24 protein-coding genes are annotated in these 20,418 nt (G+C 62.0%); 8 read left to right on the top strand and 16 right to left on the bottom strand.

The window, feature by feature from the left end; all coding sequences use genetic code 11:
- Positions 1-198: 198 nt before the first annotated feature.
- Positions 199-1,212, bottom strand: coding sequence for a zinc-binding alcohol dehydrogenase family protein (locus AC1DV9_RS20600; protein ID WP_477949855.1), 1,014 nt, complete (start codon positions 1,210-1,212; stop codon positions 199-201).
- A 103-nt stretch (positions 1,213-1,315) separates the two neighbouring features.
- Here AC1DV9_RS20600 and AC1DV9_RS20595 point away from each other — a divergent pair, with 103 nt between their 5' ends.
- A complete protein-coding gene (locus tag AC1DV9_RS20595; RefSeq protein WP_477949854.1) occupies positions 1,316-1,711 on the top strand; it encodes a winged helix-turn-helix transcriptional regulator in 396 nt (131 codons plus the stop codon).
- Here the strand turns inward: AC1DV9_RS20595 and AC1DV9_RS20590 are convergent.
- Positions 1,679-2,896, bottom strand: coding sequence for an MFS transporter (locus tag AC1DV9_RS20590; RefSeq protein ID WP_477949853.1), 1,218 nt, complete (start codon positions 2,894-2,896; stop codon positions 1,679-1,681). The two genes, AC1DV9_RS20595 and AC1DV9_RS20590, sit on opposite strands and share 33 nt — an antisense overlap.
- Before the next feature lie 305 nt (positions 2,897-3,201).
- Here AC1DV9_RS20590 and AC1DV9_RS20585 point away from each other — a divergent pair, with 305 nt between their 5' ends.
- A complete protein-coding gene (locus AC1DV9_RS20585; protein WP_310297853.1) occupies positions 3,202-4,146 on the top strand; it encodes a diacylglycerol/lipid kinase family protein in 945 nt (314 codons plus the stop codon).
- A gap of 1 nt (position 4,147) precedes the next feature.
- Here AC1DV9_RS20585 and AC1DV9_RS20580 read toward each other — a convergent pair whose 3' ends face one another.
- Positions 4,148-5,500, bottom strand: coding sequence for a glutamine synthetase family protein (locus AC1DV9_RS20580; RefSeq protein ID WP_477949852.1), 1,353 nt, complete (start codon positions 5,498-5,500; stop codon positions 4,148-4,150).
- A gap of 83 nt (positions 5,501-5,583) precedes the next feature.
- On the opposite strand from AC1DV9_RS20580, the gene AC1DV9_RS20575 reads away from it, so the two are divergent.
- A complete protein-coding gene (locus AC1DV9_RS20575; protein WP_477949851.1) occupies positions 5,584-6,951 on the top strand; it encodes an aspartate aminotransferase family protein in 1,368 nt (455 codons plus the stop codon).
- Here AC1DV9_RS20575 and AC1DV9_RS20570 read toward each other — a convergent pair.
- Positions 6,948-8,456, bottom strand: coding sequence for a glycosyltransferase family 39 protein (locus AC1DV9_RS20570; protein WP_477949896.1), 1,509 nt, complete (start codon positions 8,454-8,456; stop codon positions 6,948-6,950). The two genes, AC1DV9_RS20575 and AC1DV9_RS20570, sit on opposite strands and share 4 nt — an antisense overlap.
- A 7-nt stretch (positions 8,457-8,463) precedes the next feature.
- The gene (locus AC1DV9_RS20565; RefSeq protein WP_477949850.1) at positions 8,464-9,468 is read right to left on the bottom strand and encodes a glycosyltransferase family 2 protein; all 1,005 of its coding nucleotides are present in this window, start codon (positions 9,466-9,468) and stop codon (positions 8,464-8,466) included.
- A gap of 85 nt (positions 9,469-9,553) precedes the next feature.
- Between AC1DV9_RS20565 and AC1DV9_RS20560 the strand changes: the two genes are divergently transcribed.
- On the top strand, positions 9,554-10,516 hold the full coding sequence (locus AC1DV9_RS20560; protein ID WP_477949849.1) for a lysylphosphatidylglycerol synthase domain-containing protein: 963 nt from the start codon (positions 9,554-9,556) through the stop codon (positions 10,514-10,516).
- Here AC1DV9_RS20560 and AC1DV9_RS20555 read toward each other — a convergent pair.
- The 4 genes from AC1DV9_RS20555 to AC1DV9_RS20540 are packed head-to-tail and all read right to left on the bottom strand — an operon-like array spanning position 10,484 to position 12,826.
- The gene (locus AC1DV9_RS20555; protein ID WP_477949848.1) at positions 10,484-11,728 is read right to left on the bottom strand and encodes an RNA polymerase sigma factor; all 1,245 of its coding nucleotides are present in this window, start codon (positions 11,726-11,728) and stop codon (positions 10,484-10,486) included. The two genes, AC1DV9_RS20560 and AC1DV9_RS20555, sit on opposite strands and share 33 nt — an antisense overlap.
- Positions 11,729-11,731: 3 nt before the next feature.
- Entirely contained in the window at positions 11,732-12,091 is a 360-nt protein-coding gene (locus AC1DV9_RS20550; protein WP_112390762.1) for a YciI family protein, read from the bottom strand.
- Positions 12,092-12,095: 4 nt separating this feature from the next.
- Positions 12,096-12,455: a YciI family protein gene (locus tag AC1DV9_RS20545; RefSeq protein WP_112517133.1), complete on the bottom strand. Its 360-nt coding sequence runs from the start codon at positions 12,453-12,455 to the stop codon at positions 12,096-12,098.
- Complete coding sequence (locus AC1DV9_RS20540; RefSeq protein WP_112517132.1) at positions 12,452-12,826, bottom strand: YciI family protein; 375 nt, start codon at positions 12,824-12,826, stop codon at positions 12,452-12,454. Before AC1DV9_RS20540 ends, AC1DV9_RS20545 begins: the two co-directional genes overlap by 4 nt.
- Before the next feature lie 153 nt (positions 12,827-12,979).
- Between AC1DV9_RS20540 and AC1DV9_RS20535 the strand changes: the two genes are divergently transcribed.
- A complete protein-coding gene (locus AC1DV9_RS20535; protein WP_112517131.1) occupies positions 12,980-13,192 on the top strand; it encodes a hypothetical protein in 213 nt (70 codons plus the stop codon).
- A gap of 2 nt (positions 13,193-13,194) precedes the next feature.
- Here the strand turns inward: AC1DV9_RS20535 and AC1DV9_RS20530 are convergent, their stop codons facing one another.
- The 3 genes from AC1DV9_RS20530 to AC1DV9_RS20520 form a co-directional block, all read right to left on the bottom strand.
- Entirely contained in the window at positions 13,195-14,703 is a 1,509-nt protein-coding gene (locus tag AC1DV9_RS20530) for an AMP nucleosidase (RefSeq protein WP_477949847.1), read from the bottom strand.
- A gap of 59 nt (positions 14,704-14,762) precedes the next feature.
- A complete protein-coding gene (locus AC1DV9_RS20525) occupies positions 14,763-14,942 on the bottom strand; it encodes a hypothetical protein (protein ID WP_112390767.1) in 180 nt (59 codons plus the stop codon).
- A 326-nt stretch (positions 14,943-15,268) separates the two neighbouring features.
- Positions 15,269-15,607, bottom strand: coding sequence for a DUF2147 domain-containing protein (locus tag AC1DV9_RS20520; protein WP_112537575.1), 339 nt, complete (start codon positions 15,605-15,607; stop codon positions 15,269-15,271).
- A gap of 440 nt (positions 15,608-16,047) precedes the next feature.
- Here AC1DV9_RS20520 and AC1DV9_RS20515 point away from each other — a divergent pair, with 440 nt between their 5' ends.
- Entirely contained in the window at positions 16,048-16,314 is a 267-nt protein-coding gene (locus AC1DV9_RS20515; protein ID WP_112517129.1) for an SEL1-like repeat protein, read from the top strand.
- 129 nt (positions 16,315-16,443) lie between these two features.
- Here the strand turns inward: AC1DV9_RS20515 and AC1DV9_RS20510 are convergent, their stop codons facing one another.
- From AC1DV9_RS20510 to AC1DV9_RS20500, 3 genes are all read right to left on the bottom strand, one after another.
- Positions 16,444-17,556 (bottom strand): pyridoxal phosphate-dependent aminotransferase, encoded by a 1,113-nt coding sequence (locus AC1DV9_RS20510; RefSeq protein ID WP_477949846.1) that lies wholly within the window; start codon positions 17,554-17,556, stop codon positions 16,444-16,446.
- 89 nt (positions 17,557-17,645) lie between these two features.
- A complete protein-coding gene (locus AC1DV9_RS20505; protein WP_112390770.1) occupies positions 17,646-18,053 on the bottom strand; it encodes a PilZ domain-containing protein in 408 nt (135 codons plus the stop codon).
- Positions 18,054-18,205: 152 nt separating this feature from the next.
- On the bottom strand, positions 18,206-18,610 hold the full coding sequence (locus tag AC1DV9_RS20500) for a DUF2177 family protein (RefSeq protein ID WP_112390771.1): 405 nt from the start codon (positions 18,608-18,610) through the stop codon (positions 18,206-18,208).
- Positions 18,611-18,774: 164 nt separating this feature from the next.
- Here AC1DV9_RS20500 and AC1DV9_RS20495 point away from each other — a divergent pair, with 164 nt between their 5' ends.
- Positions 18,775-19,221: a baeRF12 domain-containing protein gene (locus tag AC1DV9_RS20495; protein ID WP_112537572.1), complete on the top strand. Its 447-nt coding sequence runs from the start codon at positions 18,775-18,777 to the stop codon at positions 19,219-19,221.
- A 60-nt stretch (positions 19,222-19,281) separates the two neighbouring features.
- Here the strand turns inward: AC1DV9_RS20495 and AC1DV9_RS20490 are convergent, their stop codons facing one another.
- Positions 19,282-19,626 (bottom strand): hypothetical protein, encoded by a 345-nt coding sequence (locus tag AC1DV9_RS20490; RefSeq protein ID WP_112390773.1) that lies wholly within the window; start codon positions 19,624-19,626, stop codon positions 19,282-19,284.
- A gap of 339 nt (positions 19,627-19,965) precedes the next feature.
- Here AC1DV9_RS20490 and AC1DV9_RS20485 point away from each other — a divergent pair, with 339 nt between their 5' ends.
- On the top strand, positions 19,966-20,403 hold the full coding sequence (locus AC1DV9_RS20485) for a glyoxalase superfamily protein (RefSeq protein ID WP_477949845.1): 438 nt from the start codon (positions 19,966-19,968) through the stop codon (positions 20,401-20,403).
- The last annotated feature ends 15 nt before the right edge of the window (positions 20,404-20,418 follow it).

The following is a 20,418-nucleotide window of genomic DNA, read 5'->3' as shown; positions in this document are numbered from 1 at the left end:
GCTACTGTCGCTTGGCATCGTGATGATGGCTCCGTTGATATCCGCGCCCGGCAATTGCTGCTGTACGCGTGCGATGTAGGTGGTCCCGAACGCTAAAAAAGTCAACTGGGATATGCGGTTAATGGCAGAATGCCGCACCATTAAGCGCGGCATTCTTCAAGGCATGATTTACGGGAGATTGCGAGGCGCGCTTCCGGCTCAGAATCCGGCCAGGACGACCTTGCCTTTCGTCCTGCCCGTCTCGATCATCGCATGCGCCTTTTTCAGGTTCGCCGCATTGATCGTGCCCACAGTCTCGGTCAGCGTCGTGCGGATTTTCCCGGCATCGACGAGTTCGGCAATCTTGTTCAGGAGATGATACTGCTCGATCATATCGGGCGTGCCGAAGATCGGCCGGGTGAACATCAGTTCCCAGTGCACCGAATTCGCCTTGCGCTTGAAAGGCATGATGTCGAGTACCTTCGGATCGTCGATCAGCGCGAAACGGCCCTGCGGCGCGATCGCCTCGGCGATGTCGGCGAGATGCTGGTCGGTATTCGTCGTCGAGAAGACGAAACCCGGTGCGCCAAGGCCAAGGGCAGCGACCTCCGCGGCGATCGGCTTGGAATGATCGATGACGTGATGGGCGCCGAGTTCCTTGACCCAGGCCTGCGTCTCCGGCCGTGACGCCGTGGCGATGACAGTCAGATCGGTCAGCGCCCGCAGGATCTGGATGGTGATCGAGCCGACCCCACCGGCGCCGCCGATGACGAGCAGCGAGCGGGCCGCACCCGGGACCGGATCCTGCACCTTCAAGCGGTCGAACAGCGCTTCATAGGCGGTGATCGAGGTCAGCGGCAGGGCGGCGGCGGCGGCAAAGTCGAGCGTCTTCGGCTTGCGGCCGACGATGCGCTCATCGACGAGATGGAATTCGGCGTTCGACCCCGGGCGGGTGATCGAGCCGGCATAGAAGACTTCGTCGCCCGGCTGGAATAGCGTCACATCGGGGCCGATGGCCGTGACCACTCCCGCCGCATCCCAGCCGATGACCTTGAGTTCGCCCGAGGGAGGGGCGACGTTGGCGCGGATCTTCACGTCAACGGGATTGACGGAGATCGCCTTGATCTCGACCAGCAGGTCATGCCCCTTGGCTTCGGGCACTGGCAGCTCGACATCGACGAGCGAGGTTTCGGCAGCAATGGGCTGGGGCGTCTTGTAGGCGACGGCGCGCATGGGAAACTCCTGTATTCGTTGCACAGAGGCTAAATGCGTCTTATGTTCAAGATACGCAAGAATGCACAAATTCTGTACGTAGTACCCAAAAGGATACCGTCAAATGTCTCTGCCCCGTGCCAAGCTGACGAAGAATTTTCCCGGCTGCCCGGTGGAGGCGACGCTGAGCTTTCTCGATGGCAAGTGGAAGGGCGTGATCCTGTTCCACCTCATGGACGGAACGCTGCGCTTCAATGAGCTGCGCCGCAAGCTGCCGGCGGTTACCCAGCGCATGCTGACCAAGCAGTTGAGGGAACTGGAAGATTGCGGGCTGATCTCGCGAAAGGTCTATCCGGTCGTGCCGCCGCGGGTCGAATATGCGATGACGCCGCTCGGTGAAACGCTGAAGCCGGTCATCAAGGCGCTGGCAGCCTGGGGCGACGAACACGTGTTCTGCCGCCCCGATGGCATGGAATTGCGCGAAGCCTCAGGCGTTCCGGCTGCGGCGCTCCAGGCGTAGCGACGCGGCGAAGACGAAGATCCCCAGGAACGATAGGAAGGCGCCGACATAGCCTGTCGAGGCGTATCCATAGCCCCAGGCGATGACGAGGCCGCCGAGCCACGCGCCGAGCGCGTTGGCGATGTTGAAGGCTGAATGGTTGGAGGCTGCGGCCAGCGTCTGCGCGTCGGCTGCCACGTCCATCAGGCGCGTCTGCAGGGCAGGGCCTGCCGCGAAGCCGCAACCGGTGAGGAACACGCAGGCGGCCAGCATCACGGGATTGGCAGCCGTCAGCGAAAAGCAGCTGAGCACCACAATGTTAAAGATCAGCGAGCCGCCGATCGTGCCCATCAGCGACTTGTCGGCAAGCCAGGATCCCAGCACGTTGCCGACATTCATGCCGATGCCGAAGAGCACCATCATCACGGCGACCATGCTGGCGGGCAGCATCGCAACCTTCATCGTCGTATCGGCGATATAGCTGAACATCGCGAACATGCCGCCATAGCCGACAGCGGCGATGGCGAGCGTCAACAGCACCTGCGGCCGCTTGAAGGCACCGAGTTCGCGCATGAAGCTGGCGCCTTCGGCAACCTGATCACGCGGCACGTAATACCAGATCAGCGCCACCGTCACGACGCCGATGACGCCGACCGTGGTGAAGGCGACGCGCCAGTCCAGAGACTGGCCGAAGAAGGTGGCGAGCGGCGTGCCGAGCAGCGTGGCAATCGTCAGGCCGAGCATGACCCGGCCGACGGCGCGGGCCCGCTTGTGCACCGGCACCATCGAGGCAGCGACGATCGCCGCGACACCGAAATAGGCGCCATGCGGCAGGCCGGTGATGAAGCGCATCAGGGTGAAGCTCTCGAAGGTCGGAGCCATCGCGCTGAGGATATTGCCGATCGCAAAGATGCCCATCAGCAGAAGCAGCAGCGAGCGCCGCGCCATCTTGGCGGCAAGCACCGCAATCACCGGCGCGCCGATGACGACGCCGAGCGCATAGGCGCTGATCACGTAGCCCGCCTGGGGCGTCGTGACGGAGAAGGTGTTCGCCACGTTCGGCAGCAGGCCCATGATCGCGAATTCGCCGGTGCCGATGCCGAAGCCGCCGCAGGCCAGCGCCAGCTGCACCAGCGCGACCGCCATCGGCGACGGCGCTTCTGCAACGGGTGCATCAATAGAATCGTTTACGGCAATCTGGCTCAAGGGAGCTCCTGGGCATGTCTCAAAGGCTTCTCATTCCGGGCGTTCAGCGCGGATGTCGGCCTGTCTATGGCGGGAAGGGAGGTACGTGCCTCCATTCTGCATTCTATCCCTGATTGGCCCTAGAGCGTCGAGTGCGTTTTTTGCAGTGCAGCGTCCTGCTATGTGCATACGTCCATTGCTATATTAGCATTCCTCACCTGTGTGGCCGTGTTAAGCCCGGCCGCCTTGCCGCTTGAAATCATTGAGCTAGCGACCATCTGTAGCTGTGACATCGGTGGGATGTGTCACGGGGAACGGAACGCTGCATGAAGCTTGTCGGTTTTTTCAATAAGGATGGCGGAACGTTCCGGACGACAGATATGGAGGCCTACGAGAAAAAGGCCGAGGCGACGTTCCGCGAAGCCGGCCACGATTTCGAGGCGATCGTCTTTCCGGGCAAGGAAATCGTTCCGGCCATGGAGCGGGCAGCACGCCGCGACGATATCGATGGCATCGTCGCCGGCGGCGGCGACGGCACGATCTCGGCGGCCGCGTCTATCGCGTGGAAGAACGGCGTGGCGCTCGGCGTCGTGCCCGCCGGCACCATGAACCTCTTCGCCCGCTCGCTGAAAGTGCCGCTCGATATCTGGCAGGCACTCGATGTCCTGGCCTATGGCGAGGTCGACAATGTGGATATCGCCAGCGCCAACGACCGGCCCTTCATCCACCAGTTTTCAGCCGGGCTGCACGCGCGCATGGTGCGCTACCGCAATTCCTACAGTTTCCGTTCCCGGCTCGGAAAGATGCGCGCCAGCACCCGTGCTGCCCTCGGCGTAGTGATGAACCCGCCGGAATTCGAGGTCGAGTTCGAGGCGCTGGGGGTGAGGGAACGGCGCCGCGTCTCGGCGGTATCGGTTTCCAACAATCCCTTCGGCGAGAATGCGCTGCTTTATGCCGACGATCTGCGCAGCGGCGAATTGGGCTTCTACACCGCCAAGCCGCTGAAGCCGCTCGGCGTCGCCAAGCTCGCCTTCGACATGCTGCGCGGCAAGGTTCGCGACAATGCCGATATCATGGTCATGCATCCGGCCGAAGTGAACCTGCATTTCCCGAAGATGCGCGCAAAGGCCAATTGCGTCATGGACGGAGAATTGCTGCCGCTGGCGCGCGATATCCGGCTGAGACTGCATCCGGGCGAGCTGAAGGTTCTCGTCCGCCAGGGGCTGGCCGCGCAGAAGCACGAGACCGAACGCCGGGAGCCTGCCGCCTAGTCTAAATGCGCGGCAGGTAGGTGCGGTAGTCGAAGTCCGAGACCGTGCGCAGGTAGATCAGCGCTTCCTTGTATTTCGTATCGCCATAGAGCTTCTGATAGCCCTCTCCGAACACGTCCTTGATGAAGGGCGAGGCCCGGAAGGCTTCGACCGCGGTCAGGAAGTCGTGCGTCAGGCGCTCGGTATTCTCAGGCACGTGCGCCGGAGTGGTTTCGGCGCCGGGATCGAGCTCTTCGTCGAGTCCGAGCAGCATGCCACCGAGAATGGCCGCGAGCAGCAGGTAGGGATTGGCGTCGGCCCCCGCGACCCGGTGTTCGACACGCGCCGCCGGACCGTTCATATCCGGAATGCGGATCGCCGTGCCGCGATGGCCGTATCCCCAAGTGAGGTCGACAGGCGCGAAGGACCCCGGCTGGAAGCGGCGGTAGGAATTGGCAAAGGGCGCAAAGACCAGCTGCGCCTCGCGCATCGTCTTCAGCATGCCTGCCGTGACGGACTTCAGACGCTTCGGATCGCCGCTCTTGGCATCCAGGATGTTGCGGCCGTCCTTGTCGATGATGCTGGCATGCACATGCAGGCCGGACCCGGCATGATCGGAATAGGGCTTGGCCATGCAGGTCGATTTCAAACCGTGCCGTCTCGCGGCCTGCTCGGCGATGCGCTTCAGGTAGATGCAGTCGTCGGCAGCCGCCAGCGCATCCGGCCGGTGCAGCAGGTTGATCTCGAATTGCCCGGGGCCGAATTCCGCCGTCGTCGCGTCGGCCGGCAGGTCCATCGCGCTCGCATAGCTGCGGACGGTCCGCAGATAATCGTCGAGCGCATCGGTGGCACTCATGTCGTAAAGCTGGAACCCGTTCGGCTCGCCGCGATAGGTGAGCTTCTTCGGCGCCGAGGGATAGCCGGTCTCCAGCCAGTCCTGTTCGACCACGTAGAATTCCAGCTCGGTCGCCACGACGGGCGTCAGGCCGCGCTCGTCGTAGCGCTTCAGGACCGAAGCGAGGATGGCGCGCGGATCCATGAAGCTCGGCGTACCGTCGAATTCGTGCATCGTCGCCAAGACCTGCATCGATCCCTCCGGCGCCCAGGGCATCGGGGCCAGGCTGCGCTTGTCGGGAATGCAGTTTCCGTCGGGATCGCCGATCGACAGCGACAGGCCGGTAATGTCGTCGTTGTCGTCGCCCCAGATATCAAGCGATTGCGTCGAGGAGGGGAGGCGCACGTCGCCGGTCCAGATTTTCTTCTGCGCCTCGAGCGGAATTCGCTTGCCGCGCAGGTCGCCGTTCATGCCGACAAGCATGATTTCGACCCAGGGCTCGTCAGCCGCAGCTTTGCCGTGCATCTTGTCAGCCGTCATGATCTTGAAAATCCCCTCTGAGCAGGCCAAGGTCGTAACCCATTGGGAAGATCCTTTCAATCTCTGCAGGTGTTTCGCAAATCATGTCCGATACTTACCAGCGCTCAAATCTCGCCGCCCTCGATGCCGCCCATCATCTGCATCCCTTCTCGGATATGAAAAAGCTGAATGCCGGCGGCACGCGCATCATCGAGCGCGGCGAAGGCGTCCATATCTGGGATAGCAGCGGCAAGAAATATCTGGACGGATTTGCCGGTCTCTGGTGCGTCAATGTCGGCTATGGCCGCAAGGAAATCACCGACGCCGCCGCCAGGCAGATGAACGAGCTGCCCTATTACAACACCTTCTTCGGCACCACGAGCACGCCGACGACGCTGCTCGCCGAGAAGGTCACCGCCCATGCCGGGCCGCGCTTCAACCATGTCTTCTTCACCGGCTCCGGCTCCGAGGCCAACGACACCTGGTTCCGCATGGCCCGCGTCTACTGGAGCGCCATCGGCCAGCCGTCCAAGAAGATCGTCATCGCCCGCAAGAACGGCTACCACGGCTCGACGGTAGCAGGCGCCAGCCTCGGCGGCATGAAGTACATGCACGAGCAGGGCGACCTGCCGATCCCTGGCATCGTCCATATCGGCCAGCCCTATTGGTACGCCGAGGGTGGTGATCTTACGCCGGCCGAATTCGGCCTCAAGGTGGCGCGCGAGCTGGAAGCGAAGATCGACGAACTCGGCGAGGAGAATGTCGCAGCCTTCGTCGCCGAGCCGATCCAGGGAGCGGCCGGCGTCATCGTGCCACCGGAAACCTATTGGCCGGAGATCGCCCGCATCTGCAAGGCGCGCAACATCCTGCTGGTCACTGACGAAGTGATCTGCGGCTTCGGCCGCCTCGGCGAATGGTTCGGCCATCAATATTATGGCGTCGAGCCCGATCTCTGCCCGATCGCCAAGGGCCTCTCCTCAGGCTATCTGCCGATCGGCGGCGTACTGGTTTCGGATCGGGTTGCCGATGTGCTGATCAACGATGTCGGCGATTTCAACCACGGCTTCACCTATTCCGGCCACCCGGTCTGTGCCGCTGCCGCGCTCGAAAACCTGCGTATCATCGAAGAGGAAAAGCTGGTCGAGCGCGTCCGCGACGACATCGGCTCCTATTTCGCCAAGGCCTGGACCGCACTGGCCGATCACGACCTTGTCGGCGAAGCCGCAAGCGTCGGCCTCATGGCCGCGCTGCAGCTGACCGCCGACAAGAAGACCCGCACCCGCTTCGAAAAGCCCGACGCCATCGGCGCCCTCGTGCGCAACCACGCACTCGCCAATGGCCTGATCCTTCGCGCCACCGGCGACCGCATGCTCGCCTCTCCGCCACTGGTGATCAGCCACGCCGAGGTGGACGAGATGGCGAGGATCACAAAGATCGCGCTCGATGCGGCGTGGAAGGAGTTGCGGGGCTAGCGGCTCCGCGAGCCGTCCACCCAGGCATAACCGAAGCGATAGGTGTCGCCATCGGCCCCATAGTGATATGGCACGTCGACAGAGACAGCCTGGGGGGCAGGCGTGATCTTCTGCGATGTGAGCCATTCCCTGAGGCTCAGCGGGATCACCGGCTGATCCTTGCTTTCGATATTCCATACTAGAAGCATTGGCTGGTTTTCCGCGGCGTCAATCTTCGTGCCGCCTGGCGGGTAGAGCGGCGAGATCACGGGGACATCGGGAAACTGAAGCCGGAGATTGCCCCCCGTCCAGTCCTTGGTGACGACGATCAGCCCTGGCGATCCCTGAGCCTTGAGCATCTCGGCAAGGCCGCGATAGGGGACGTTGCCTCGTTCGTAATTGTGAGTCACACCCGCAGTCACGATCCGCCCGGCCATGGCGATCGGCAGAGCGGCCATCGCGAAGACGATGATGGCCATGAGCCGCTGCACACCCGGCGATGAATCAACGCCGGCCGCCTCGATCTTCATGCACAGATAGAGCGGAGCAACGAAGAGAATCGGAATGAGCCAGCGACCCTTGATGTTGGTGGCGTGGCCGAAGACGATCAGAGCGAGAATGGCGACTGCCGAAAACAAGAGAATGCGTTCGACGAGCGCGATGTCGCGTGACGAGGCAGTAAGGCTGTTAAACAGGGCTTTGCGGAACGTGACTGCGAAGATCAGCGCTGTGGCCAATACAAATCCGGCAATAGCCTCTGCGAACGAGCCCATCCCGGCCAGCAGCTGCAACGGATAGTTTGCGGCATCATTCTCCGTCAGCTTGCCCAGCGTTCCCTCGGATGCCGCCGTCAGGTGATCCTTCAGCCATAGCGCATGCGGCAGCGGCAGAGCGATCGCGATTGCAGCAGTCACCAGCAACCGCCGGTCGAAGATGCGTTTCCGCATGCCGCTGCCGGTCAGCGCTGCCAGAAAAGCGGCAGCCGGCAGGAGCGGGAAATTGTACTTGGACAGCATTCCGATGCCGATTGCGAGGCCGGTCAGCGCATAGGAGGCAAGGCTCGGGCGCTTCAGCGTCAGGACGTACCCGTAGATGAACATGCTGCTTGCGAAGAACAGGGCGACCGAGTGTGTGAGATCGCGTTGCATCTCGAAGGCGACCTGCGGGATCGTCAGCAGACCCAGAGTCGCGGCCACGACAAGCATCCGGTCATGCAGCAACAGCCGTGCCGTCAGCGCGAAGAAGACATAGGCACCAAACAGCATCGCATTCTTGACGATCGCCAGCGTCGCCACGGAAACACCGGCGGCGGAGAAAACCGCGTATTGGAGCCAATTGTAGAAGGGTGGCTGTTCGCCATAGCCGGCTGCAAGCCACTGCAGGCGGAAGACCTGCTGGGCCTCGTCGATGCCGAGCGTAGCTGGCAACATCAGGCGAACGACGACGTGGACAGCGAAATAGGCGGCGAGCAGAGCAAACAGCCAGGCGGGAACCGTTGTTGTCCTCGCCTGACCTGAAGCGGTCATTGATGGATCAAGCTTCGTTTCCATCGAAGATCTGCCGGACGATATAGTTCGGCGAGGCGTCGTCGCGGTAATAGGTGCGGGCGATCATTTCGGCGAGGATGCCGGTGGTGATCAGCTGCACCGAGGACAGCAGGAAGACGACGCCGACCATCAGCATCGGACGGGTGCCGATGTCGTGGCCCATGATGAATTTGTCGACGAACAGATAAAACAGGATCAGGGCTGCGATCGCGCCGAAGCCGAGGCCGAGCGAACCGAAGAAGTGGCCGGGCCGCGCCTTGTAGCGCATGAAGAACATCACCGAGAGCAGGTCGAGGATCACCCGGAACGTGCGGGAAATGCCGTATTTCGATACGCCATGCTGACGCGCGTGATGGGTAACCGGCATTTCGCCGATGCGCGAGCTCGGCACGACGCCGGCGACCCAGGCCGGAATGAAACGGTGCATCTCGCCCATCAGCTTGACCTGCTTGATGATCGAGGCGCGATAGATCTTCAGGCTGCAGCCGTAATCGTGCAACTTGACGCCGGTGATGCGGCCGATGAGGTAATTGGCGCACCAGGAGGGGATCTTGCGCAGCAAAAGGCCATCCTGACGGTTCTTCCGCCAGCCGACCAGCAGGTCGAGTTCGCGGCGTTCGAGCTCGGAGACCATCGAAGGGATATCCTTCGGATCGTTCTGCAGGTCGCCGTCCATGGTGGCGATCAGGCGACCCTGCGCGGCATCGATGCCTGCCTGCATGGCGGCTGTCTGGCCGAAATTGCGCTGGAGCGCGACGATGCGCAGGGCAAGTCCGTTGCGGCCGACATAGTGGCGCGCATTGACCAGGGTCGCATCCGTGCTGCCGTCGTCAACGAGGATCAGTTCCCACGGGCTCGCATAACCGGCCATGGCTTCGACGATGCGCTCGATGAGCGGGCCGACGCTTTCTTCTTCGTTGAAAACCGGTACCACGAGCGAAAGCTCAAGCGGTGCGCGGGTATCATTTGCGCTCACGAGCGACTCTGACATTGTCTGCAACTCTTATTGCTCCTAAAAGGCCCGTCATGGCCAAGCAGGCGGCTGTTTCGGCCGCGAAAGTCAGGATGCCTACTACATGAACTCTCCGGCGGGCGCTAGCCGACAATCCTGGTTCGCACGCAATCGCATGACGTTGCTGACCGTCGTGATTGTCGCAGCATATGCGCTTTTCATCGAATGGTTCTGGGGCTGGTCCTCGATCCTGGCACAATGGGCTGCCGTCGGCGTGCTGCCGATCCTGATCGCGCTTGTTCTGCTGACCAGCACCTACTTCCTGCGCACCTGGCGCATCCTCGATTATTTTCCACGCGAAACCGCGGGCCAGTTCCGCACACTGTTCCGCGTCACGCAGATCCACAATCTCCTGAATATCATGCTGCCGTTCCGCAGCGGCGAGACCAGCTTCCCGCTGCTGATGCGCACGGAGTTCGGCATTCCGCTCGCCCGCGGCACCTCCGCGCTGCTCGTCATGCGGCTGCTCGATCTTCATGCTTTGCTTGCGGCAGCCGGAATCGGTTTTGCAAGCGGGGCCGGCAACGCCTTGATCGCATGGATCATTTGGGCCGCTTTCCTGTTTCTGCCGGTTGCCGCGTTTGCCGTTCGCAAGCCGCTGCTGCGTCTGGGCTTCAAGCTGGCGCCGAAGAAAGCGCGGGGCTTTCTAGCCGAGATCGAAAACGGTCTTCCGGTCAATGGCATCGCCTTTGCCCGTGCCTGGGCGATGACGGCGGTGAACTGGCTGGTGAAGGTGCTGGTTCTCGCCTGGGCTCTCAGCCTCATGGGCGTTCTGCCGCTAGCGGCAAGCTTCGGCGGCGCGCTGGGGGGTGAGTTGTCCTCTGTACTCCCGGTTCATGCACCCGGCGGGGTCGGCACCTATCCGGCCGGCATCACCGCCGGCGCCGTTGCCTTCGGTGCCTCCGGGGAAAAGGCAGCACTTGCCGCCCTCGCGCAGGCGAGCGTCAATGCGCATCTGCTGATCATTGTCTCGGCCCTCACAGGCACGGCCATTTCACTGCCCTTCGGCCGCCGCCGCAAGCTCTGATATCCGCTGTCTGAGGAACAGCTTTTCCGGCTCCTGTTGGCAGAGCGACAGGGCGCGCCGGTAGGCGCTGATCGCCTCTTCCCTGCGGCCGAGTTGGCGCAGGAAATCGGCGCGTGCGCAATGTGCCAGGTGATAGGTTTCGAGTTCGCCCGCCTGCAGGATGCCGTCGATGATTTCGATCCCGCGCGCATAGCCTTCGGTCATGGCGATCGCCACAGCACGGTTGAGCTCGGCAACGGGTGAGGGCTGTGCCGCGATCAAGAGGTCGTAATAGGCGGCAATGCGCCGCCAGTCGGTCGCCTTGGGCGTTCCGGCCTTGACATGTTCCGCGGCGATCGCCGCCTGCACGGTGTAAAGGCCGATCTCCGGATGCGCCATGGCGCGGCCGAGCAGATCGAGGCCCTCGGCGATCTCTTTCCGGTCCCAGAGGCCCCGGTCCTGATCCGCAAGCAGGACAAGGCCGCCATCCGCGCCGCGCCGCGCGGTCCGGCGCGAATCCTGCAGCAGCATCAGCGCCAGCAGCCCCTCGATGTCGGGGTGCGGCAGAAGCGTCGTCATCAGCCGGGCGAGCCTGATCGCCTCGCCGGTCAGATCGGCGCGGACGATCTCACTACCGGATGAGGCCGAATAGCCCTCGTTGAAAACCAGATAGATGACATGCAGGACGCGATCCAGCCGTTCGGGCAGCGCAGCGCGCTCCGGCACCTCATAGGGGATCTTCGCCGCGCGAATTTTGTTCTTCGCCCTAACGATGCGCTGTGCCACCGTCGGCGCAGGAACCAGGAAGGCATGGGCGATCGCCTCCGTCGTCAATCCGCAGATTTCCCGCAGCGCCATGGCCATCTGCGCGTCGGCGGGGATGGCGGGATGACAGCAGGTGAAGATCAGCCTCAGCATGTCGTCGCCGATCGCGTCCATCTCGCCGGCCTCCATGGTTTCCGCCGCGCCGTAGAGGCTGTCTTCGATGTCCTTCGCCGACGCATCGAAACGGGCGCGGCGGCGGATGTGATCGATCGCCCGGAATCGACCTGTCGAGATCAGCCAGGCGGAGGGATTGCCGGGAACGCCGTCACGCGGCCAGCTGCGGGCCGCCTCCGCAAAGGCGTCGTGCAGCGCTTCCTCCGCCCGGTCGAAATCGCCAAGCAGGCGGATCAGCGTCGCCAGAACCCGGCGCGACTGCGTCCGGTAGATCTCCTCGATCACAGTCTCCAAGCGCTACTCCGGGATCACAAGCGTCCGCACCGGCCGCAGTTCGACGGCGCCGAAGCGGGCGGAGGGAATGCGCGCGGCAATCCGCCGGGCAGCGTGGTCGTCGGATGCCTCGATAATGTAGAGGCCGGCCAGATGCTCCTTGGTCTCGACATATGGTCCGTCGGTCGCATGAAGCGTGCCGTCGCGCACGCGCAGCACCGTCGCCTTGTCAGGCATCTCCAGCGCGTCGGCATGGATCATCACGCCCTTGCTGCGAAGCTCCTCGTCGAAACTGACATGCGCCTTGATCAATTCGTCCGTCTCGGCCTGTGTCAGCGTCCCGTCGCTATCGGCCGAATTGTAGATCAGGCAGACGTAGCGCATCGGATCACTCCCTGTCCTGGATGGAATAGGCGGGCCGGACCTCGATCGAGGCATAGTCGGCGATCGGGAAGGCCGAGGCGATCTCGGTGGCCTGCCTCATATCCTTCGCCTCGATCAGCACGAAGCCGCCGAGATGCTCCTTGATTTCTGCAAACGGCCCGTCGGTTGCAGACAAAGCGCCATCGCGGACCCGCACCGTAACCGCGGTTTCCGGATCGCGCAGCGCCAGCGCCGTGATCAGATGGCCGCTGTCACGCCATCGGTTGTCGCTGAGGATGCACTTCTGCGTCAGCACATCCCATTCTTCCTGGGGCACCAGCTTGCTCTTCTCGGTATCGAACCAGATCTGGCAGAGAAATTTCATGGCGTCGCCTCCCGAAGGCCGCTCTTGAAATCATGGATCGGGCGGACTTCGATACTGCCATATCTGGCAAGCGGAATGCCGGCGGCAACCCGGATGGCGTCGTTCAGATCCTTCGCCTCGATGAGGATGAAGCCGCCGAGCTGTTCCTTGGTCTCGGCATAGGGGCCATCGGTGATCGACATTTCGCTGTTGCGGACCTTGACGGTGACCGCCGCGCCCGGCTTCTGCAGAGCTTCGGCATGGATCATGTGGCCGCTGGCTTCAAGGTCGCGGTCATAGGCCGCCGAATCTCGGTCGAGCGTCTGCTTTTCTTCATTCGTCATCCGCTCGAGCACCGACGGCTCGAACCACACCTGGCACAGATATCGCATCGCGGCTTTCCTCCTGGCTGCCTCATCAGCTCCTGGACGACGAGACTAAGCGCAAATCGACAGCGGGAGAAAAAATCTTTCTTCGAGGCGCAATGTCGAAACCGGCAGCGGCCAGCCGACAAGCTCCATCGATAACATCAGGGAGCAGAGACGATGGGAATTCTTGAGGTCGCGATCGCCAGCTGGTTGGCGAGACGTCAGCCGAAGATGACGGCAGACGAGTTCTATGAGCAGCAAGAGCAATGGCTTCTGCCGCGCTGTGTTATCTCGGTGCTGCTGTTCATCGCCATCATCGGCGCGATGGACATGGTCCCGCGCGAGAAAACCGGCCCACAGATGACTGCGGACCGGAGCATTGACGATTGAGCTTACTGGAAGGCCGTCTCGAAGAAGCTGCGCAGCTTGCGCGAATGGAGCGTTTCGGGGGGCATGGCCGCCAGCTTCTGGATGGCCCGGATGCCGATCTGCAGATGCTGGTTGACCTGCGTGCGATAGAAGGCCGTCGCCATGCCCGGCAGCTTCAGTTCGCCATGCAGCGGCTTGTCGGAGACGCAGAGCAGCGTGCCGTAGGGAACGCGGAAGCGGAAGCCGTTGGCGGCGATCGTCGCCGATTCCATGTCGAGCGCGATGGCGCGGGCTTGCGAGAGCCGCTTCACCGGGCCTGCCTGATCGCGCAGTTCCCAGTTGCGGTTGTCGATCGTGCCGACGGTGCCGGTGCGCATGATACGCTTCAGCTCGAAGCCCTCGTAACCGGTGATTTCGGCAACGGCCGCTTCCAGCGCTACCTGCACTTCGGCGAGCGCCGGGATCGGCACCCAGACCGGCAGGTCGTCGTCGAGAACGTGATCCTCACGCATATAGGCGTGCGCCAGTACATAGTCGCCGAGCCGCTGGCTGTTGCGCAGACCGGCGCAGTGGCCAAGCATCAGCCAGGCATGCGGGCGCAGCACGGCCACGTGATCGGTGATGGTCTTGGCGTTGGAAGGGCCGACGCCGATATTGATCATCGTGATGCCGCCATGCCCCTTCTTCTTGAGGTGATAGGCAGGCATCTGCGGCAGGCGGCCGGGCGTCGCATCGCCTTCCGGCGTGCTGTAACCCGCATGGGTGATGATGTTGCCGGGCTCGACGAAGGCGGTGTAGCCCTCTTCGCCGCCGCCATTGGCCATCACGCCACGCGCCCAGTTGCAGAATTCGTCGATGTAGAATTGGTAGTTGGTGAACAGAACGAAATTCTGGAAGTGCTGCGCGCCGGTTGCCGTGTAGTGGGAAAGGCGGGCGAGCGAATAGTCGATGCGCTGTGCGGTGAACGGCGCCAGCGGCGATGGCTCACCGGGCGGCGGGATATATTCGCCGTTGGCGATCTCGTCGTCTGTGGTGTTTAGATCCGGCGTGTCGAAGAGATCACGCATCGGAATATCCATGAAGGCCGATGCGGAGGCCTCGACATGGGCGCCTTCGCCGAAGGCGAAATGCAGCGGGATCGGCGTTGAGGATTCGGAGACGATGACCGGAACATTGTGGCTCTTCATCAGAAGCGCCAGCTGTTCCTTGAGGTAATGCCGGAAGAGTTTGGGACGCGTCACCGTCGTCGTGTAGACGCCCGGCGATGTCACGTGGCCATAGGAGAGGCGGCTGTCGACATGGCCGAAGCTCGTCGTCTCGATGCTGACCTGCGGATAGAAGGCCCGGTGCCGCGCGGTGATCGGCGCGCCCTTGGCAAGCGTCGCAAAACTCTCGATCAGGAAGGCGGTGTTGCGCTCGTAAAGCTCGGTCAGCGCATCCACGGCCTTGGCCGGATCGTCGAAGCTTTGCGGTTCAAAGGCGGGCGGAGACGAGATGTCGAGGGGTGCTAGGGGAGAGATTCGTGTGCTCATGGCGCATTATAGAGCGCCGGTTTTAACAAGCAAGCGACGCCCGGAAGGCGAAAATGAGATTATTTGGGAGCGCCTGAACAGAACGGGCTGCTGATTTCGGCGCAGGTATAGTTCGCCCCGAAATGTGACTGGGCGCCACCGCCGCCACCGCGAACCACCGCTGCCGAAAACGCCACCGCGAAGACGGCTGCCGAGAGTGTGATGATGGTGAAGCGTCTTGCCAGAATGAGCACGTCCATGTTCCCTAACCCGTATGCGCCCTTGATCGTTGCCCTCCTTTTGACACGGTGCGGCTGAACGGGTGCTGAGATGCCGGTTCATTTGGCGTTCAGGAAAATGGGGTGGGTGTGGGGCAAGCTCGAGAAGTGGGGTCGGGGCAACCTTCCGCTCAGCCCTCATTCCTGTGCTTGTCACAGGAATCCAGCCACGGCGCGTCCGCGCCGTGAATGAACCTTCCTGCTTTCGAACTTGAAGATTCTCCCCGCCGCGCCGACGCGCGGCGACTGGATTCCTGTGACGAGCACAGGAATGAGGGAAGTTACAGGGTCGTGACCCGGATCACATCCTACAGCCGCGTCCAGGTCTGCGACTTGCAGAGCACCTTCATCACGCAGCCCTTCATCCGCAGCGTATCGCCCGACACGCTGCCGGAGCCGCTATAGGTCTTGTCGTCCTTGGGGTCGGTGATCTCGCCGTCATAGGTGCTGCCGGTGCCCGCCAGCGTGCCGATCTTCTTGCCCGAGAATTTGCCGCTTTTCAGCGTTATGCAATAGCTGCCGCCGCAAGCCGCGATCTGGGCGGTATCGCCAGACGCTGTCTTCCAATTGCCGACGATCGGCTCGTCCGCATGGGCGAGCCCTGCCGAAAGCGCCAGCGCGCTTGCGATAATAAATGTGCGGATCATCTTTTCCTCCCTGATGTCCAAACCGGCGGGAAAAATAACTGACGCGAACGTAAAGGTAAATATCGGAAAGCCGGGAAATGCCGGGTTTTCAAGGGGGCTGAAGCTGCAGATTTTCCGATTTGTCGTTTGGGCAGCTCGTTTCGTGGTGAACGAAGCGTTGATTTTCAAATCTGAATCTTTCGTAAAATTGTCTGGAAACTCTTTAATTTGCAGGCATCGCGATGTTTAACAAAAACCCAAGTTTACCAAGCGTTTGGACTTTGTTTGTCTCAAATTAATCATGCATTTTAGGCGTTTTTTGAAAGCCCCGCGGCATAGTGGAGCCATCAAACGAGCGGGGCAAACCCGCCGCACCGAAGGGACCGAAAGCTGCGATAGACGGCACGGCCTGGAGGGTAAAACAGGGCAAGTCGACAACAGGCTAAACAGGGATAAAACCGATGGCACGCTTTGAAATGCACAATGCTGAAATGGCCACCATGGGTGGCGACAGAAACGCCGACGTCTTCTGCGAAATGGGTCTGATGTATGCAACCGGCCGCGGCTGCGAAGTCGATCTGGTCGCCGCGCACAAGTGGCTGAACATCGCCGCCATCAAGGGCAGCGACCGGGCCGTCGACCTGCGCGCCGACGTCGCGGCTTCGATGAGCAAGATGCAGCTGGTCGAGGCGCTCCGCGCCGCTCGCGAGTGGATGACCATCCACTAAGCTGCAACGAAAAATCAGACAAGAATAACAACCTCGAAACGAGGGGAATGGCGGGCACCTTGACCGGGCCTGCGCCAGGAGAACGGAACCGCGACCGGCAGAAACAAGGCCGGCGCGGTTTTTTCTGTTTCAGTCGAGCGAGCGCAGGACGTCGGGCAAGGCGGCTTCGAAGCGGTCCATATCCGGCTCCGGTCCGACACTGACGCGGATGCAGCGGTTGAGCGGCGCGACGCCCGGCATGCGGATGAACACGCCATGCTGCATCAGTCCATCGACGATGGCGCGCGCATAGGTGCCGTCACGCCCGGCATCGACAGCCACGAAATTGGTGGCCGAAGGCAGCGGCGAAAGCTGGTTTGCCCGCGCAATGTCGGAGATGCGCTCGCGCGCTGCGTGGATCTTGCCGACCACTTTGGTCAGATAGGCTTGGTCCTTCAGGGCGGCGAGGGCTGCGGCAGTCGCCAGCCGGTTCATGCCGAAGTGATTGCGGATCTTGTCAAAGGCTTGCGCCGTGCCCGGCGTCGAGATCACATAGCCGACGCGGGCGCCGGCTAGACCATAGGCCTTGGAGAAGGTGCGGGTGCGAACGATGTTCGGCAGGTCGATCAGGGATTCGATCGAGGGCAGGGCACTCGCCGGTCCCGTCTCGCTATAGGCCTCGTCAAGCACCATCAGGCAGGTTTCGGGCAGCGCTCTGGCAAAGGCGACGATCTTGTCGGCGTCCCACCAGCTTCCCATCGGATTGTCAGGATTGGCGAAATAGACCAGCGGCGCATTCTCCCGCTTCACCGCATCCAGCAGGCCATCGAGATCTTCCCGGTCGTTCACATAGGGAACGGTGACGAGGCGCCCGCCAAAACCGGCAACATGGAAGTTGAAAGTCGGATAGCCGCCCAGCGAGGTGACGACGGGCATGCCGGGTTCGATCACCAGCCGGACGATCTGGCCGAGCAGTTCGTCGATGCCGCCGCCGATGGCGATATTGGCTGATGTGACGCCGAGATGGGCGGCCAGCGCCTCGCGCAGCTCGAAATTCTCCGGATCGTTGTATTTCCAGATATCACCGCCCGCCTCGCGCATTGCGGCGAGCACGGAAGGCGCCGGGCCGAAGCCGTTTTCATTGGCGCCGATGCGGGCAGCAACCTTCAGGCCGCGCTGGCGCTCGATGGCTTCGGGGCCGACGAAGGGAACAGTGGAGGGCAGGGAGCTGACCAGCGGCGTGAAGCGCGAAAAGGCGGACATGGAAATGCTGAATCCCGGATAAAATGAAAGCGGCGCCAACAATAGGCGCCGCTCTTTTCAAGGCAAGCAAGATTATTCCAGAAACCGGCCTATTGCATCGCCGTGATGCGGCCCGCGCGGCGAGCCTGGATCGCCTCGACATTGCCGGCCATGAAGTCGGCGCGCACCACGCGGCGCAGTACTTCCGGATCGAGCACGTTGATGAAGCGAACGCCGATGCGTTCCTTGTTGCGGTACACCTCGGCGCAGCCGATGCGGTAGGCGAGCCCGAGAATGTTCAGATAATAATGTTTCGGAAGGCCGGCCGTCGACGCGACGAGGAAGGTGGCACCGCCGCGCGAGATATCGAGGATCTCCGCACTGCGAAGCGACATGCCGGTGAGACACGGGCGCACCGCGATGATGCGCGCCGGCCGGCTGACCTGGAATTGCTCCCAGCGCTGGTCGTAGACCTCAGATTTCACCGTCGCGAGATGCGTTGCCCGGTCCATGGACATCGTGCAGTCCTCCGTCTGAGCCAAGGTCATCCTGGCGCGTTCTGGCAGAGCCTCACATGAATGTTTTGCGCATTCGTCAAAGAGATTTAGACAATTTTAGCGAATGTGAATTTTGTGCTTACGTGACACAGTCCTGTGCCGCAGCGGGAAGCCTATGCGCCAAAAGCCCGCGCAGCCGCATAGCCGCCCGCAGCCGTTGCCGCGGTGACGAATGTGCCCCAGGCCATGTCCACCAGGGTCATTGTCACGGGCCAGTTCTTCAGCGTCGACAGATTGGTAATGTCATAGGTGCCGTAGGCCGCCAGTCCCAGAATGGCACCATAGGCAAGGGCTGTGGTCAGCGAGGCCGCGCTGACCGCCGGAAGCACCGCGAGCACCACGACGGCGACTGCAAAGAACACATAGAACAATGCCGCGATGCCGAGTGCCGGCTGCGGCAGCATCAGGTCGCCCAGCTGATCGCGGTAGAAGGTGCGGGCAACGAGGCCGAGCCAGATCGCATCCAACACCAGCAGCGTGGCGAAAGACCCGGCATAGGCAATCAGCGCTGTTTTCATCGGCGTCTCTCCCGTTTGATCATCTCTACGCTGAATTGAGAAATTGGATTGCCTGACTGAATCGTTTTCTCGGCCCGGGCTGCGAACTCTTTCAATTCCCAGGCGTTTTGCCTTGGTCGATGAAGTGCTCCGCGCTTCGGTAAACAATCAAGAGGATATGAAAAATGGCTGATATCAGAGTGCCTTGGGAGTCCTGGGTGGTGGTCTGCGACGGTGCGAAAGCGCTGTTCATGCAGAATGCCGGCGACGCCCAGATCATGAACCTGCAGGTTCAGGAAACCCTGACGCAGCCGAACGAGCCGACGCGTGAACTCGGCACCGACAAGCCGGGCCGGACCTCGGCGCCGGATGGCCAGAGCGCCAGCGCCATCGAGCAAACCGATTGGCAGGGCCGGGCGGAAGCCGAATTTCTGAAGCAGGTCGCTGCCAAGCTCGATGAGCTTGTGCATCAGAAGGATGCCCGCCGCATCGTCCTCGTCGCGCCGCCGAAGGCGCTCGGCACGCTCCGCCCGGTTCTCAGCGCCGGTGCGCAGGCGGCAATCTCTGCCGAAGTTGCAAAGGACTATACAAATCTGCCGGTTGACCAGATCGAGCGCCACCTCGCGGCGTAACGTCTGAAACGAAGCAGGATATCGCGGGCGGCTTCGGCCGCCCGTTTTCATGGGGGAAGATCAGAGGCCGGTTTCGAAGCTCAGCCGCAGTACGTGATGCAAGAACTCGGCGTTGATCAGCATGTTGAAACTGATCGTCACGAGCTCGCCCTCGCGCTTGACCACCGTCGAGCCGATCTCGTCGTGGATGCCGAGGATCTCGAGGAAGAAATTGCTCGGCATCTCCACCGAGGGGCTCACTTCCAGCACGGCGCCGCCGAGATTGATCGTGCGGATCAGGCAGCGGACCTGTGTGCCGGTGCTGAGATGATGGCCGACAAAGATGATCTTGCCGGGGCGGTCCAAGTGGAAGTCACGATAGGATTGCTCCTGATCGCCGTCATTGAGGTGCATCTGAAAGGCCATGTCAGCCTCCGCTTGTTGTCTGGTTGAAATGTAATATGGGAATGCTGATAAGTTGTGAAAAGCATTGGTAAATTTTGAGCCTTATGCGGGACTGGCGGCGAAAAGCGCTGTATTTCCGGCGTTTCTGGCGCCGCCGGGCAGGTCATTATGGGGCATTCTTGACAGTTCCGCCGCTCTGCCGCATACAGGCTGCGGTTCGAGGCACCGGCCGCTCGCGGATGAAAGTCCATGGTGAAGCCTCGCAAACATGAGTCACGGCCATTTGGTGCATGCTGACTGACGGCAAGGCGAGCTCCCATTCACAGTCGACAATGGCATGCCTTCCGAAAGGCTGAACCTGTGACGACGACCTATCCATCCATCGACGAGCTGAAGGCTCAGGCCAAGCGCCTGCGCCAGGCCATGGAAGCGCGCGGCAGCGCGATTTCCCATAGTGCCGCGCTCGAACTCATCGCCCAGCAATATGGCGCGCGTGACTGGAACACGCTCTCGGCGCTCGCCATCCGCCCGAATGCCGAACCGATTTCGCTCCTCGCTGTCGGCGTCCAAGTGCGCGGCCGCTACCTGAACCAGCCGTTCACAGGCAAGGTGCTGGCGCTGGCGCAGACCAATGGCGGACTGCACAAGATCACCCTCCATTTCGACGAACCCGTCGATGTCGTGACCTTCGAGAGCTTCTCGGCGTTCCGCCAGCGCGTCAATGCGCAGGTGGACGGCAACGGCATCTCGCCGCGCAAGACCTCGAATGGTCTGCCGCAGCTCGTTCTCGATATCTGATGGCCGGGATATCAA

This window comes from Rhizobium sp. 01L410, assembly GCF_056400165.1.
Note: the sequence above shows the minus strand (reverse complement) of the source record. Positions and strands in the feature narration are given on the sequence as shown.

Bases quoted from the DNA above. Each gene is read 5' to 3' on its own strand.
- AC1DV9_RS20600 (WP_477949855.1), bottom strand. From the start codon at position 1,212: ATGCGCGCCGTCGCCTACAAGACGCCCCAGCCCATTGCTGCCGAAACC.
- AC1DV9_RS20595 (WP_477949854.1), top strand. From the start codon at position 1,316: ATGTCTCTGCCCCGTGCCAAGCTGACGAAGAATTTTCCCGGCTGCCCG.
- AC1DV9_RS20585 (WP_310297853.1), top strand. From the start codon at position 3,202: ATGAAGCTTGTCGGTTTTTTCAATAAGGATGGCGGAACGTTCCGGACG.
- AC1DV9_RS20580 (WP_477949852.1), bottom strand. From the start codon at position 5,500: ATGACGGCTGACAAGATGCACGGCAAAGCTGCGGCTGACGAGCCCTGG.
- AC1DV9_RS20575 (WP_477949851.1), top strand. From the start codon at position 5,584: ATGTCCGATACTTACCAGCGCTCAAATCTCGCCGCCCTCGATGCCGCC.
- AC1DV9_RS20570 (WP_477949896.1), bottom strand. From the start codon at position 8,456: ATGACCGCTTCAGGTCAGGCGAGGACAACAACGGTTCCCGCCTGGCTG.
- AC1DV9_RS20565 (WP_477949850.1), bottom strand. From the start codon at position 9,468: ATGTCAGAGTCGCTCGTGAGCGCAAATGATACCCGCGCACCGCTTGAG.
- AC1DV9_RS20560 (WP_477949849.1), top strand. From the start codon at position 9,554: ATGAACTCTCCGGCGGGCGCTAGCCGACAATCCTGGTTCGCACGCAAT.
- AC1DV9_RS20550 (WP_112390762.1), bottom strand. From the start codon at position 12,091: ATGCGCTACGTCTGCCTGATCTACAATTCGGCCGATAGCGACGGGACG.
- AC1DV9_RS20545 (WP_112517133.1), bottom strand. From the start codon at position 12,455: ATGAAATTTCTCTGCCAGATCTGGTTCGATACCGAGAAGAGCAAGCTG.
- AC1DV9_RS20540 (WP_112517132.1), bottom strand. From the start codon at position 12,826: ATGCGATATCTGTGCCAGGTGTGGTTCGAGCCGTCGGTGCTCGAGCGG.
- AC1DV9_RS20535 (WP_112517131.1), top strand. From the start codon at position 12,980: ATGGGAATTCTTGAGGTCGCGATCGCCAGCTGGTTGGCGAGACGTCAG.
- AC1DV9_RS20530 (WP_477949847.1), bottom strand. From the start codon at position 14,703: ATGAGCACACGAATCTCTCCCCTAGCACCCCTCGACATCTCGTCTCCG.
- AC1DV9_RS20525 (WP_112390767.1), bottom strand. From the start codon at position 14,942: ATGGACGTGCTCATTCTGGCAAGACGCTTCACCATCATCACACTCTCG.
- AC1DV9_RS20520 (WP_112537575.1), bottom strand. From the start codon at position 15,607: ATGATCCGCACATTTATTATCGCAAGCGCGCTGGCGCTTTCGGCAGGG.
- AC1DV9_RS20515 (WP_112517129.1), top strand. From the start codon at position 16,048: ATGGCACGCTTTGAAATGCACAATGCTGAAATGGCCACCATGGGTGGC.
- AC1DV9_RS20510 (WP_477949846.1), bottom strand. From the start codon at position 17,556: ATGTCCGCCTTTTCGCGCTTCACGCCGCTGGTCAGCTCCCTGCCCTCC.
- AC1DV9_RS20505 (WP_112390770.1), bottom strand. From the start codon at position 18,053: ATGTCCATGGACCGGGCAACGCATCTCGCGACGGTGAAATCTGAGGTC.
- AC1DV9_RS20500 (WP_112390771.1), bottom strand. From the start codon at position 18,610: ATGAAAACAGCGCTGATTGCCTATGCCGGGTCTTTCGCCACGCTGCTG.
- AC1DV9_RS20495 (WP_112537572.1), top strand. From the start codon at position 18,775: ATGGCTGATATCAGAGTGCCTTGGGAGTCCTGGGTGGTGGTCTGCGAC.
- AC1DV9_RS20490 (WP_112390773.1), bottom strand. From the start codon at position 19,626: ATGGCCTTTCAGATGCACCTCAATGACGGCGATCAGGAGCAATCCTAT.